This is a genomic window from Alkalitalea saponilacus, assembly GCF_900168165.1.
GTDB lineage: Bacteria > Bacteroidota > Bacteroidia > Bacteroidales > Marinilabiliaceae > Natronoflexus > Natronoflexus saponilacus.
In genome coordinates this window covers 76,159-91,694 of record NZ_FUYV01000006.1, presented here as the reverse complement: position 1 = coordinate 91,694, position 15,536 = coordinate 76,159, and the positions used below count along the sequence as shown (strand labels likewise).

Below are 15,536 nucleotides of genomic sequence, written 5' to 3'. Positions count from 1 at the left end.
TGTACGTTCTCATTTCTAGAAACTTAAATTAAACCAATTTTACAATAAATCTTCTTTAGGATTGGGGCTTCATGATTAATAGTTTGGGATTTAAAGCTGATTAACAATAAGACCTACCTTTGATCAATAATCACAACATTTGGTATCGGTGGAGGAAAGTCCATATCCGTAGCAACATAAAACCCGGGATGTGGAGGTTGATTATATGATGAGTTTTGCCATGATATTGCAACACGGTAAACAGGATCGTGCATAAAGGTGTATAGCTTATGAATAGTAGGTATTGTTGTCGTGTAAACCCTCAAAGCCTGACCGTCTTCCCTAAGCAGAACAACCTCTTCACGCCAGTCACCAAACAAATCAGCCTGCAAAACGGGCGTTGCTTTGGTGCCATTTATTGATCTGGCACCCTCTGCCGTTAATAGTCGTGTCGAACTATTATTTCTTATACTCCATTTATCAATTCTATTTCGGTTCATTAATTCCCGACTTAAGTCACCATCCCACCAAATTATAAAGTTCATTGAATTTGGCACATCCCCTACTACATCTCCATTTATATCAAATAGTCCAAGTCGGTGAGTACCCCAAAAATGAAATCCCGGAATTTCCGGATCAATTTCAGCACCCACACCGCGACCTACATCATTGGGGTTGCGATGATTAAAAATAATTTCGCCACTATTGGCATGCCTTAAAGAAACCCCATGACCACCCGACTCATGTGGCATAAAAATCTGTGGGTAAGGGTGATCTTTTATCATGTAAGTAACATGTGTGGCATCTCCATGTCCCATACCGGTGGTATGCATACCTGTTCCGTCTGATCCTATGACGGCCGAACCAGTTACTATATCATGGCGACCATCATTATTAGCATCTATCACATGTATTGAATGATTTCCTTGTCCGGCATATTGCTCATGACCGGCATCATCAGAATCGAAAGTCCATCTCAAACTTAATTTTCCATCGCGCCAATCCCATGCAGCCAGTGTCATTCTGGTGTAATAACCTCTTTGAAAAACTGCACTTGGCCGCTCTCCATCCAAATAAGCAATGGTGGCATTGAATCGATCCACTCTGTTTCCATAGCTGTCTCCCCAGTCGGAAACATTTCCACGAAGTGGCCAATAATCAGCTGTTGCCAATTCAACTCCTGTAAGTCCATCAAAAACTGTAATATATTCTGGCCCTTCAAGTATATATCCTGAACGATTTCTGTATTCAATTGAATGATCAGCATCTGCGGCCGATCCTTTACTTAAAAAATTCCCCTTTCCATCCCGGCTTCCGGGCGCAGTTTTTACCATGATTTCTGAACGGCCATTACCATCCAAATCAAAAACTAAAAACTGGGTATAATGAGCTCCTGCACGAATGTTTGGACCCAAATCAATCCTCCATAAAAACTCACCATTAAGCGTATATGCATCCAACAACACATTATCTGATATTCCGCGATGCGAATTGTCCCTCGCATTATTTGGACTCCAACTCACAACAATTTCATAATTTCCATCTCCGGTTAAATCGCCAACACTTGCATCATTGGCAAAATACTTTCCACCATGAATTCCCTCTGAAGGTTGTCTTAATGGAATATCAAAAAAACCGGCATTTTCTCCTTGGGTGTTATTGATAATAAATGAAGAAGAAGACATTTCAGTTTCCAAATCGTCAATTATTGCTTTAACTTTATAATCGCTGTTAAGCGCTGCAATGGAGTCAAAATAAGAAGTTACGTCGGCGATTGGCCGATCGTTAATTTTTTTATTATTACGATAAATGTCAAAAGAAGTATTATAAGGTTCATTGCCCAGTAGTCGCCATTTTAAATAATACCCATCATGTTGTCTGACAGCAACCAATCCACGATTAAGATTTTCAACACGCATCTGGGAACATAGAGATGATGTTGATACCAGAATTAAAATAAAAATAATATAAAGCCTCATAACAGTTGGTGTTTAAAATATTTCAGCACGACACTACTTCTCCATCTAAACAATTGGGCAATTAAGTAAGGCTTTTAATGTGAAAACGTTGAAGGGATAAAAAATTGGGTAGAAATCAATCCTTCTGATTCGTCTAATAAGACATGAGTTAAATGAAACTTAAAAAAGAATTGTAAAACAAACGATAAATAAACTAATAACCTTTTAAAAAAGAATAGCATCTTTCACGGTACTCCGTGAAAGATGCTATTTGCTTATATGAACTTAATTAATGCTCATAAATTCAATGATTGAATTTATTTAACGATTACACGAGAAACTCCTACGCCATTGGCTGAAGTTACTTTTACCATGAATATACCTTTTTGATTAATGGTAATTGATTGTCCATCACCAGAAACTTTTCTGGAGACAACAACTACTCCATTCATATCAATTACTTCAACAAGGTATGAATCCGCTCCAGCATTTAAAGTGAAAGTTCCATTGTTTGGATTCGGATATACTCCCAAATTCAAGGATTTCACTTTACCTAATGAAGTTGAATGTTGTCCGAGTACTACAGAAACAAGATCTCCATCGGCGATGGTTACAGTAACTGGTACTGCTAACAATTGTACATCTTGTCCGGCATCATCCGTCATAACTCCTAAATAAGTTACGTGGAATACTCCGTCGCTTACCATAAAGTCAAATGGGTCAACCAAGTATGTCACCTCAGTTCCAGCCTGCCCAAACACCTCATATTCAGAACTTTCAACCAACTTGTACTGCCATCCTAAACCAGTCATTCCTTCAGGTAATTCAACAGATAACGTGTAAGCTCCACCGTCTTCATCAATTTCCACTGCAAAATCAATAATGCGGAACATCAATGTGTTAGATGAAAGTGTTCCATCACCAGCTTCAGCAACTACGTAATATTCACCAATGTTCTCGAATTGAACGGTAACTGCATCGCCAGCAACTGCAGGAGCAAATGGTTCCCAAGGACCAAATGGGCTATGACTATGTTTCCATGTGAACTCACTTAAACCATCGGTATTCACTAAAGTTAACACCTCAGAATCGGTAAGGATAGGCATAATAAACATACCTGTTTGCTCAATGGCAAAATCGTTAAGATTACGAGCCATTAAATAAGTATAATCGGTTATTTGATCATACAAATTAATAAATTCGTGTTCTTCAGGAATAATAATCCGATTATAGGCAATATAATTTGCGACGCCCGTTAAGTATTCTCCCTGAAACATCATTTGTGCATTATCGCTTAAATGAAATCTTGAATACTCAGCATCTGGATTAGTAGTAAGTCGGTGTATTTGTGCTGGATGAAAATAAATTTTTCCATTTCCAGAAACAGTTACCTGTCCACCTCTAGTTGGATTATCTGATTCACCCATGTTAAGAGTGTTATTGTCAAAACTACCCCATTGATTAAAAATAGCTACACCGTTACCAGTAACAGTTAATCTGGAACTATTAGCGTCCATACGTAATAAATCCTGATCTTTTACAAATACTCCAGATTCAATAAGTAATTCACCTCTTAAGCCCCAAGTATTTCCTCTCCACTTTAAGGAATCTGTTTCGCTGCCCCTAACGATCAACTTAGCCCATATTGCCTCTTCCACTACAGTTTCACCATCCATTACAGGTTCTCTATAATGTATGGCACTACCACCAAAGATGGTATCCACACCGTGAGAGAACACTGGCCAATGAGGAACATCAACAGGAACAATAACATTATTTCTGTGGGGATATGCCAAAGGTGACCAGTTTGCCATTTTGTGATAATCCTCATCAATAGCACCAGTCCAGGTAATATTCAATGCACCTGCATTCCAAGCTTGCTTAACAATGCGAATCTCCTGACTTACTTCGGTTACACCATCAACCACACCTTCAAACAAAATAAAATATTCTCCAACACTCTCAAAATCTGGAGCAAACTCTACACTTGTCTGCGCAGGATCAAATGATTGATGTCCCATACCTGGAGTTTGGCTCCACTTCCATTCACCTGATGTAATTTCTCCTGCGGATGATGATACAGTAATAGGAATTCCCGTTTGACTACCACGAATATATTGCGTTAAATCTGGTGAAAAGCTTAACTTATCAGAACCTACTATAAATAACAACTCATTTGAAACTATAGTCCCCGAAGGGGTAGTCACTTCACAAACAAGATAAAATGTTCCACTACCTGAAAAAACTGGAGTTACTACACTTGATTCTGATGAACTTCCTAAAACATTGTCATAAGGACCACCGGAGGTAGTTCCATATTTCCACTCAAAATTTGTTGCTGTAGCAACAAAATCACTCATTTCAACAGCAATTTCTGGACCAGCCTCTCCTGCAACCAACGATTCTGCTCTTTCAGGCAAACGATCGGTAAAGTAGGCCAAAACAGTACTTTCTGGTTTTGCTACAAAATATGTTTTATTAGCTACCGGCTCATAATAATAATGGATAAAAAAATCATCGCCACCGGTTATACTTCCAGCATCTACCTGACTTCCATAACCAAGTGAATTTCCTGCTAAAATTAATCGTCCATTATCGGTAATTGTCATTAAACTGTGAGGAGGAGTAAATCTTATTAGTTTATTTGCATCACGCACTTCCACTTCTCCATCATCTTGAATATAAACTTTACCACCAATTGTTGTCTCATTTCCCATTCCCAGGTGGTCTCTAAAAAAAGCTCTCCCGGTACCATTAACAATCAGGGTTGCTTCATTAGATTTATTAAGCATATAGTTTCGACGATGGTTGAATTCACCAGAAGAAATTATAAGAGTTCCTCCAGCTTCTGTATGCCCCCCTCCATCTTGATAAAAAACGAAACCATCATCAAGCGACAAAGTTAACTTTCCACCATCATGCGGGCCATCCTCAACTCCGGTAGGCTCCCCGTCTTCGTCTTCTTCGATAAAATGGAAAGGCTCTCCAATTGCAAGATTAAGAATGGTAATGTTCTCATTTCCTGTAATTACAGGAAAATTGGGGTTTGCCGGATCAGCATATGTTCCAACATGGCCAACATTTACATGTCTTCCTTCAATCCATGTTTGGGGATCCCAATTCTGAACATCTGTAGCATCTGTACTTACAGTTCCTCGCCAATAAGTATTAAGATTTTCTTGTGCATTAACCTGCAATCCGGTAAAACACATAAATGTGACCAAAGCTAACACTTTGGCACTTTTAGAATAAAGATTTTTCATAACAACGATTTTGAAATTTAACAATTTATTAATCAGCTGAATCAATTTAGAGATTCGGGGATCTATGTTTTAAGAGACCGAAAAACAATTCCGGAGGATCACATTTTGCATTATATTAAGATACATCAATATCCACTATAAGTCAATCAACTATTGGCAAAAACCAGTTTTCTCTAACCATTAATTTTTCGCGAACCCTGCTGGCACTTCCATAGTCACCAACTGCTTCAAAACGTTCAGCAATTTTATTGGCCAAGAAACCATTATCGCCTCTTCTAATGGCAATACGAACCAAGTCGGCCCATCTCTGTCCTTCAAATGCAAGCTCTCTGGCACTTTCATCGATTATATAATCTTCGAGCCTTTCGAGCACCGGATCATCTTCTCCAATAACCAAATTGGAAAGGCTTACACGTCCCCTCACTCCTATACCTCTGTGCCAATCGCCGCGGTACAAAGGTGGAATTTGAGCGGCTGTTGTTTGACGTGCATCAAAATCGAATGGATGTGATAAGTTGGTCATATAAAAGGTAGTATCATTTCCATTGATTTCCAAATCATAAATGATGTTTCCAAAAGCATCGGTAAGATATGACACATTTCTATGGGTAAAGTCATGTCCGGGAAGCCTGTCGGATCCCGGATAATTAGCCCGCACTCCGTTATTAAGTAGCGTCCAGGCCAAAAAATGTTGGCCGGCGCGATTAGCTGCTTCTACATATCGCAAATGCAAACTTCCAGCCCGCCATAAGAACCATTTTCCCGGACGTGAAAGAGAGTTCAAATCATCATATTCGGCTATATATTTTGTTATAACCGGATTCCCGCCTATCATATCATATGAGCCTTTATTTTCAAAAATATCTTCAATTGATCCTCTGAAATCGCCTGTAAATTGATTCCCCTGTATCTGACTGTTCCAATCATCTATTATTTTCTGAGAAGGCTGCAAAAGATACTCGCCATTTTGATACGAAAAAAGATCAAAGAAAGGACTAGGCTTGTAGTCTTGGTGAAAATACATCACCCACAACCATTCACCGAAATAGTTAGCGGTACCATAGTCTTGAAACATCATTGGCCAAAAATTAACAACACTGTTCAAGTCCTCATCAAAAAAACGCAAATATCCGCTGGTGTACCTACTTGTACCTGGATTTGCGGGCTGTGCATTGTCCCTGTATGGTAATTTATATTGATCGAAGGGGTTGTATCCTGCAGATCGCTCCATAATACTTTTAAAATATGACGCTGCAGCAACATAGTTTCCATTCCATAAATGCAATTCTCCCAGAAGATATTCCTTATCTATGAACATAGTGCGGGTATGGAAGCCATCTATAACGCGAAAGAGAGATTCATCTGTATAAATTCCTTTATAAGGAACAGACTCCATTTCTGTTAACAAAACAGCCATCATTTCCTCAATTCCCAATACAGGAAATTCTCCTCTTTCAATTTTACTTAAATCATCAACTTTCTCAATGGATTGAGTTATATAAGGCACTTCACCATAATGAATTGCCAACTGCATATATAACCAGGAGCGCAAAGCTATGGCATCAGAAACTCGAGGTTCGTATGCTTCACGGCTAATTCGGTTTTTCTCCAACATGGTTTTAAAATTGCTGATGACACTATTGCAATCATTGATTAGCGAAAAAAATGGAGCCGGATTAACCCAAGGGTTGTCATTAGAGACATCCTCATGATTTGCTATTTCTCTTAAATAGTGATCGGAATTAAAAGTCACATCCATTAAGTCTGCACGCAATTCATTTAGAATCACGTACTGAGGAGCCAAATCAATCAATTTGCCATACAATCCTCTGATGGCTGCATCTGCATCATATATGTCTCTATAAAACTGACCATCGGTGAGTACATCATCTGGCTCTACCTCAAGCAAATCTTTACAACCAGATAGCCCTAAAATAAATATTGATGTAAGAACTGCTCCAAATATTATTTTTATTCTCTTCATCCCTGTTATTTTTTATATGTTTAATGCACTCTTTGCAATATTTCAGTCAAAACTCAAACTATTGCATTTGCATTTCTATATACTGATCATCGTTTCGTTACAAACCAATCTTAATACCAAATAAAAATGACGTTGCATGTGGCAACATACCAAGGTCAATTCCCTGTAGCAAGGGAGAAGCCCCTGCACTAAAAACCGGATCGAGTCCTTTGTAGTCAGTAAAAGTTATCAGATTATTACCTGAGGCATAAACTTCAACACTTTGAAATCCAAATGGACGGAACGGCACATTGTAACTAAGCGTAACATTTCGCAATCTAACAAATGAGCCATCTTCGATCCATCTGTCAGAGAATCTGCTGTTACCAATATCATCATTATAATTTGCGCGTGGAATATTAGTTTGCTGTCCTTCATATTGCCAGCGATTAACTACAGCTTTAGTTTGGTTTCCATAACCACTCATGCTCTCCAGTTGTCGACGCTGATAGTTATATACATCTCCTCCAACTGAAAATGACACAGCTGCATTAAGAGTGAAATCTTTCCATCTCATCCGTGAATTAAACTCACCAAAAAAATCGGGGGTAGGATCTCCAATAATTTGCATATCATTATTATCAATAATCCCATTATTATCAACATCCTGAAATATAACATCACCTGCCTGAAAAGGCATTAACTGTGTGTTTGGGAGCAATGCCTGAAGGCCGGCATTATCAGCATCTGCCTGAGAAGAATAAACACCACTTGTTCTAAATCCGTAAAAAACACCAAGAGGTTGTCCAACTTCCGTTAAAATGTTTGCTCCATAGAGCTCAGTAATCTTTCTGTCACCATTAATCTTTTCAATATTTGTGGTGTATTTTCCAATTGTCACGCCGGCATCCCATCTGAAGGCTCCGTTCAGTATTCGAGCATTAAGAGACACATCCATCCCCTGTGTAGTCATTTCCCCATCATTAATGATCTTATAATCGAACCCACTATATATGGACGCAGGCACAAAGTCAATCATATCCTGTGTTCTGTTGTGATAGAAGTCGACAGAACCTGAAAACCGCTCTCTAAATACAGCAAAATCAATCCCAACATTCATTTTCGTATTGGTTTCCCATTTTAATTCTGGATTGTAAAGATTACCCAACACAATACCTTGGTAGCTCAAAAAGCTATAGGCTGTATAATAACGCTTGGCAGCGTAATTACCTATATCATCATTCCCTGTCATTCCATAGCTGGCTCTTACTTTAAGCAGATCAAGCGAATTGGCATCATTTAGGAATGGCTCAGAAGTTAACAACCAGGCTCCTGCAACGGATGGAAAGAAACCAAACACAGATCCCATTAAACCCAGACCGTCCGCTTCACTACCGAAACGAGATGATCCATCAATGGCCATACTTAAATTTAAAAAGTATTTATGCTTATAATCATAATCTCCGGACAAATACATTGTTAAGCTGTTCCAAGCTCCGGAAAATCCTCCCTTTTGTCTTAATACACCTAAACTATGAGATAAAGTCCTCAAATTATCATTTGCAGAAGAGTACCCTCGGCCCCAATCTTCCTCAATGTTATTTATATTCATTCTGACTCCAGCCACGGCCATTATTCCATGCGCATAACCAAATCTATTATTATAGAGAGCTCTAAAATCATTATTAACAGCCATGTGTCGCATTACTCTTGCTCCCATTTTATTGGTAATAGTTCCCAGAGGAGTTGTAATCGGCTCTATCCCATGGGAGGGAATAAACAAGGTTTCCCTGTCTTTATCAAAAGATAACCCGATCAGATTGCTTATTGTCAAATTATCATTAACCTGATAATTAAAATCAAAAGAGCCAAAAAATCTGTAATTCTGTCCTCTTAAAGTATGATTATCAAGAATTGCCAACGGATTGCTTATCCCAAGTCCATCATAGTCTTCAAATAAAGCACTTACCCGTCCTTCTTCACTTATAATGTATGGATGCATAAATGGCGCTTTCAATCTTGCCTGAGCAACCACATCATCAGGGGAATTGTATCCTGTAGCTCCTATTTCATTATCATTATAAACAAAGCTAATGTTGGAATTTAGTGTTAAACGTGGTGAGAAATTAATATCTGAATTAAACCTCAGATTAAACCTTGAAAAATCTGAATCTTCAACCATTCCTCCCTGATGCATATAACCAACTCCCAGCGAATATAGAGCAACATCGTCACCACCTTTAATCCGAAGAGAATAATTTGATGAATAACTCTGGTTGAAAACCTCTCTTTGCCAATTGATATCATTATTCATTCGATAAAACCCGGTTTGTTGAGGAGAGGTTGTAAAATATGGCATTTGAGACACTTCACCCGGAGTATACCCGGCTGAAAGGAACATTTCGCTGAGATAAGGTTTATATTGCTCAGCACTCATTAGCGGATAAACCTCCGGTTTCATATGGATTCCACCATGCATTTGAAAATCAATACTAGTAGCCTGTCGGTTTGCTCGCGATGTAGTGATTAATATCACACCGTTGGCAGCCTTTGCACCATAAATTGGAACAGCATCTCTGATAACAGTAACATTTTCAATATCGCCAAGATCAATTCCTCCAAGGGGATTGGTTCGATATCCATCAATCAAAGGATTTCCATAATTAGTGATGTCATATATCATTCCATCCACAATGATCAGTGGTTGGTTTGTAGCGTTTAATGAATTAAACCCACGTAAAAACAGATCAGACCCGATACCGGTTATCCCTGTGCGTTCTTTGATCTGTAATCCGGCTGCAAATGTCCCAAACTCTTTTTCGGGAGAAGTGTTTCCTGATTTTGAACGTTCGCTTAATCTGTTTGTTGAGGCAGATGATCGGGGAGTATAGGCCTCTTTTATATTATAATACCCGACATTTGTGGCCTGTTGAAATGATTTGTTGGAGACCTCCTGCATATAAACATCAACATTATCACGACCGGCAAGCACGACGTCAGTAGTGTGATATCCTAATGACTCAAAAGTTAAAACATCCTCCAAAGATCTTACCCGAATTGAAAACTCACCCTCAATTCCGGAAAAATCAGAAGAAAAATTTCCGCATGAAACATCGGCAAAAGCAATAGGCTGGAGAGTTGTTGCACTATACACAACGCCTGTAACAATGATGTCTTCACCAGCGCTTTGATGCTGCCCCCATCCTATTACTGCAGTGCAACTTACTACCAAGGAAATAAAAATTCGTTTTATATAATTCATAGTAATCGGGATTTACTCTATATTAATTCAACACAGGTACCAATTTTATATAATCTACCGTCACGGCCATATGATGTGTACTCACTCCTTCCGGAACCAATTGCAAATAGACATTTCGCATAGAACCAAAGTTCACGGTACCAACAAAAACCTCATCTTCTTCCGAATTTGGAGAATACTCTGTAGCAGTTACTGGAATAAAGTCTGTAAAGTAAACCGGAGGTGCAAATCTTGTGACGCGTCCTGTGACAGGATCTCTTGTCATCACTGCACTTGTACCTAACCGTTGTCTTAATTCATTATCACTTGGATAACGATAAGAAGTGCGAAAATCATTTATGGCTCTCCAATATACCCGATACTGGATAGATGGTAAAAAGCCAGCTGGCAAAATCAATCCATCGGTTAACCTTTGACTTGAACCAGCAATGTGATTGTCCAAAACAAAATCATGCCCTCCTGAAGCGTGCTCTCTGATTCGAAGATAACCTTGCGCATCAGCTCGCTCAGTATTAAGACCGTAATAGGCCTCTGGTGATTCTCCTTCAACAATAATTGGTCGGATTCGATCTGCAACCTCAACGGGCGCAGAAGAAACAACATACACATATCCGTTACTGGCCTTGAAAGATTCAACAACAGCGTCATCGCTAAATGCCACGGGAATTCCATTTGCTGAAACAGGCATAGCAGGTACATTTCCCGGCGAATAAGACTCATTAAAAACATAATCTCTTGTTATTCGCATTTTGGTTTCAGCAGTATCCCTTGCAGTTGTACCGTTAATAACCCGGTAATATCTCCAGAATTTCTGATACTCCTGATTTAAAACCTGATCTTCAACAATAAAGAGAGTCAGAGTGGAGTCTTCAGAAGATAAATCTGCAATATTATCATTAAATGAGTTGCGGAAAATAAAAACTGAATCATAAACAGGCTGGCCTAAATCATTTACTCCGACTTGGGTTGATAAATCAGGAGAAAATGTCAATCTGGTAAGAGAGTTCAAATAGTCAACGTGCTTATTTTGCGGAGCCATATTTTCAACATATTCCCAAATGGTAAGTCGTGGAAGCACAGGTTCAGCCATAACATTAACAAAGCCATTAAGCAAAGCCTGACTTGAAGACAATACTGCCAAACCATCTATCAATCCTTGTTCGACTTCTAACCATTTCGAACTCAGCATTTGAATTCGACCTGCGTTGGCATCATTTGAAAGATTATTTCTTCCATATGTTATATGGTGGCCCACAAAAGTCTTTTTCGATGATTGATCAGCAAGAAAGGTTGATGGCACCATTTCCATCGCACCATTTGTAAGTGCAAAAACAGTAATTTGTTTTGATGAAGTCAATTCTTCTTTATAGCCTACTTCATCTATTAATGCAACAAACTGAGAAAATTGAGGATCAGCCTGCAAATATGTGTAAATTGTTTGATTAGACACATCTTTATTTCGTGACGAGTGTTCATCCCATGCGTCACTACAACTAAATAATGCTGTAGCTGTGAAAAGAAGTGTTAATATTCTCCTGATTTGCATAATTATCATCTCTTTAATTTGTTTGACAGAAATCTATCCCCACTGACATCATTTTTTTTATGAACTAAATGAGTGCTATTGATTGACAGATACCTATATCATTTTTCCAAATAATTAATTCTGACTTTGATAAACTTCATATGCTGCATGGATTTCTTCTTTTGTAACAAGACGTCCATTTTTGGTGTTGACTCTTGGCCATAGCTGATCTTCGTCTACTGGTATAAAATGTACCATATCGAGCCAAAATTCTTTAGTTCCAGAAATACCAACGAATCTAAGTGCATGTGAACCAGTTGTTGGGACTGTAATAGTTCCGGCTAACATACCAAACACCCTGGAATCAGCGATATAGTTCGATTCTAAAATATTCCGTGTAATATCCGGATCATTGTCGTCACTACGTGTGTATGCAATGTCATCAGGATTCCATTGATAGAACTTATAGCCACGACTTTCAAGTTCCCTTTCAGAATAACCAGGTCGTTCGGTTCTGTTTGTTGGGTTATATGGTGAGGTGCGGATAACATTTGGCAACGGAATATCATTAAAATGGACGAAAAATACAGGGTGTCTTTCTGCACTTGAACCCCTGAAACAGATCCAAATTTTATAATCACCAGCAGCCAACACAGGGGTTTTAAGCTCAACCCATGGAATAACTTCCGGTCTCAGCATGATGTTAAACAAATCACCATGTACAACCCATGGGTTTGCAGCTCCGCCACCTCGTCCTTCGTAAAAAATATTGCCGCCGGTCCAGGTAATGTTTTCAAGGTCGCCGGGCTGTAAAACTACCGCATCACCAGGACGACGAAATACACCGGGCATACGCATAATTTCCAACTGTTCAGTAACAGACCAGTAAACAGCAAAAGGATGTCGCTCTTTAATTCTGAAATCTTCTTTCATGACATGAAGGACGCCATTTAGTACAGTTCTATCAGACTCGTCGCGATTTATTTCGAAACCAGGCTCATGAACCCCGGCAAAAACATCATCATTCACTAATACATTTACCCCAACAGGTCTAATGGTCACAACCTCATTTCTAACACGTGTTAGTCCCACTCGATCAAAAACAAGATCAGAAACGTAGCGCAGATTTTTATCAAGAATATGATAAGCAACGTACATATTCATTGGGTTATTTATATCAAGTAGATTTCCTTCATCAGGATCAACATCTGCCCATAAGTCGTCAAAAGAATCAAAACCTTCTGCTTTGTATACAGCATCAGGTATAGCAAAAACTGTGTGAGGACCTTTCCCAATATGAAGCGTATCAAACCAACTTGTTCTTTTAAGCGCTTCAGTAAAGATAGTAAAGCGACTATCGGCCTCAATTACTTGGGCTGCAGTTTGAAGCTCTGGCCTGATTACGTCATTAATGGAGTGAATGATTCCATTGGCCATACGAATATCCCTTTGCCTAACCTCAGCGTATTTATTAAACATCAAGACAGCTTGATTGTCTCTAAAAAAGGTTCCGGTTGTGATATAATGGCCAAACATGTTGGTCGTGTTCATTCGTCCATCCACAAACTCGGTAGAAGGTATGGTATCAGTAATTACATGATATCTTACAATATTCCGGAGTTCCTCTCTATCCATGTCTGACAATGATGAGAACTCAGATTCTGCAAAGAATTTTTCAAAAGCACTATTGGTAGGAGCCAGCAAGGTTAATGCTCCGTAAGCTTTTAAAAAGGACATACTTTCTGACTTTTCAAGCAACTCTACCAACATAGAAAACTCATCCGGATTATTTTCCAAAAACTCACCAATAAGCTCCTGATAATTGGTTCTCTCCTCAAAAGCCGGATCCAAACAGCTCACAAACCCAATTGATAAAAGGATTATCACTGTCAAAAAACTGCTATATATCTTCCTTTTCATCTGTTAATAATTTATTTTTTTATTCGTCGTTTGAAACACTCGCACAAACCTCAACTTCTTTCTTTTTCAACATGCTATTCTACAAGCATTCAATCGTTTTATATTTCACTATTTTATAATAATTCTAACATATCACCTTTGGGTTTGATCATAAAAAGGATTCTGCTTTAGATGTGGGTAGCCAGCATTGATTTCGCTTTGATGTATTGGCAAATAGTGAAAATCAGTATCCCTTAATTTATTAATCAATGATTCAATCTTTTCCGGACGCGTAGATCTTATGGCCATATCAGTAAGCAAGTCCAATCTTTGGTAATTGTTGCGTTTTGCGTTACGCAAAATGTCAAACCAACGTTTGCCTTCGTAGGCAAACTCCCTTCCTCGTTCATCAAGAATATAAGATGTGAGTCCAAATTGCCCGGTCGGGCTCTGATAGGTGTCGTCTGGAGCATTAGCTCTGTCTCTGATCACATCAATATATGTTAGAGCCTGTGCTCCTTGATTGGTGTTAGCTAAGGCCTCGGCTTTCATTAACAGGATGTCGGCATATCTGTAAACAATCCAATTTGATGTCGCTTCATTAAATGGTTTTCTCTGTTCTCTGTTAGCCCCGATATATTTCCAAATACTATATCCGTCGGCAGAACGATAAGCAGCACCATCGCTTCGAATATCAGCATCTTCGGGTAGTGCCAGAATATTTACGGGCCATAAGTACTCTACAGTTAATGTATTAGCTCTGTACCATTGAACATTGGCCACCCAGTTGTAATATGGATTTAGGATCTCAGATGAAAATTGTAATTCAAAAATACTTTCAATGCTGTTTCCCTCCACAAATAAAGTAGTAAACCAGTTTTCATTTCCAGGCACCAATGCAAACTGACCAGACTGAATGATCTCATCACAAGCTTCTATGACTTTATCAAACTCATCAAGCCATAAATAAACATCGGCCTGAATGGCTTTTATTGTATAGTAATTGATTCTGCCTTTGTTTTCCTCTAATCGTCCATGATCTCTTGGGATGAGACGTTCAGCCTCTTCAAGATCACTGATTATTTGTGCAAAAATATCAGCATTACTAGCCTTTGTGCGAGCCTGAATTCGGCTATCAGTAGTTGTTGCCTCCAATACCAATGGAACTTCATTAAATACCCTTGCCAGATAAAAATAGAGTAGTGCTCTTAACCCCAAAACTTCGCCTTTATACTCATTCATTCTGGCCTGAGTAAAAGCCCCATCTCGTTCAACCACCTTTGGACCAAATTCCAAAACGGTGTTGCACAAATTAATCGTGGTATAAAACCCATTCCATCTTGCAAAATTATTGGTTGGTAATATTTCTCCCTGATTAATCTGCTCAAAATCATTATTTATTGATCGAAAGGAACGAATCATATCCGCCCTTAATTCTCCCCAATTAAACATTGCTTCGGCCACGGGATGAGTGGTTCCACCTAACATAGAAGCATAACAGCCCATAACAGCTGCATGTACATCTCTTTCTGTTTGCCAAAACTGATCTACAGTAACTCCATCCTCAGGTTCTATATACAGCCAATCAGAGCAGGAGCTAAAAGCAAGAGAGGCTATAAATAGAATTGAAATATATAATTTATACTTTTTCATCATTTTCATATTTTAATGTTCCTTCATTCAGGCT

7 protein-coding genes are annotated in these 15,536 nt (G+C 38.8%); all 7 read right to left on the bottom strand.

Translation table 11 applies throughout. From position 1 onward, the window contains the following. Positions 1 to 113: 113 nt before the first annotated feature. Positions 114 to 1,958, bottom strand: a complete 1,845-nt coding sequence (locus tag B5X70_RS06925) for a rhamnogalacturonan lyase (protein ID WP_079557178.1) — start codon at positions 1,956 to 1,958, stop codon at positions 114 to 116. 296 nt (positions 1,959 to 2,254) lie between these two features. Beyond that, entirely contained in the window at positions 2,255 to 5,200 is a 2,946-nt protein-coding gene (locus B5X70_RS06920; protein ID WP_079557177.1) for a T9SS type A sorting domain-containing protein, read from the bottom strand. Between the two features lie 142 nt (positions 5,201 to 5,342). Next, on the bottom strand, positions 5,343 to 7,184 hold the full coding sequence (locus tag B5X70_RS06915; protein WP_079557176.1) for a RagB/SusD family nutrient uptake outer membrane protein: 1,842 nt from the start codon (positions 7,182 to 7,184) through the stop codon (positions 5,343 to 5,345). Between the two features lie 97 nt (positions 7,185 to 7,281). After that, entirely contained in the window at positions 7,282 to 10,425 is a 3,144-nt protein-coding gene (locus B5X70_RS06910) for a SusC/RagA family TonB-linked outer membrane protein (protein WP_079557175.1), read from the bottom strand. A gap of 22 nt (positions 10,426 to 10,447) precedes the next feature. Further along, the gene (locus B5X70_RS06905) at positions 10,448 to 11,971 is read right to left on the bottom strand and encodes a fasciclin domain-containing protein (RefSeq protein WP_159449993.1); all 1,524 of its coding nucleotides are present in this window, start codon (positions 11,969 to 11,971) and stop codon (positions 10,448 to 10,450) included. 114 nt (positions 11,972 to 12,085) lie between these two features. Further along, a complete protein-coding gene (locus B5X70_RS06900) occupies positions 12,086 to 13,870 on the bottom strand; it encodes a fasciclin domain-containing protein (protein ID WP_079557173.1) in 1,785 nt (594 codons plus the stop codon). 132 nt (positions 13,871 to 14,002) lie between these two features. Further along, positions 14,003 to 15,505, bottom strand: a complete 1,503-nt coding sequence (locus tag B5X70_RS06895) for a RagB/SusD family nutrient uptake outer membrane protein (RefSeq protein WP_198314209.1) — start codon at positions 15,503 to 15,505, stop codon at positions 14,003 to 14,005. Positions 15,506 to 15,536 lie beyond the last annotated feature (31 nt).

What these genes read in the sequence shown, in the direction of transcription:
- B5X70_RS06920 (WP_079557177.1), bottom strand. Translation starts at nt 5,200, where the DNA reads ATGAAAAATCTTTATTCTAAAAGTGCCAAAGTGTTAGCTTTGGTCACA.
- B5X70_RS06925 (WP_079557178.1), bottom strand. Translation starts at nt 1,958, where the DNA reads ATGAGGCTTTATATTATTTTTATTTTAATTCTGGTATCAACATCATCT.
- B5X70_RS06905 (WP_159449993.1), bottom strand. Translation starts at nt 11,971, where the DNA reads ATGCAAATCAGGAGAATATTAACACTTCTTTTCACAGCTACAGCATTA.
- B5X70_RS06910 (WP_079557175.1), bottom strand. Translation starts at nt 10,425, where the DNA reads ATGAATTATATAAAACGAATTTTTATTTCCTTGGTAGTAAGTTGCACT.
- B5X70_RS06915 (WP_079557176.1), bottom strand. Translation starts at nt 7,184, where the DNA reads ATGAAGAGAATAAAAATAATATTTGGAGCAGTTCTTACATCAATATTT.
- B5X70_RS06900 (WP_079557173.1), bottom strand. Translation starts at nt 13,870, where the DNA reads ATGAAAAGGAAGATATATAGCAGTTTTTTGACAGTGATAATCCTTTTA.
- B5X70_RS06895 (WP_198314209.1), bottom strand. Translation starts at nt 15,505, where the DNA reads ATGATGAAAAAGTATAAATTATATATTTCAATTCTATTTATAGCCTCT.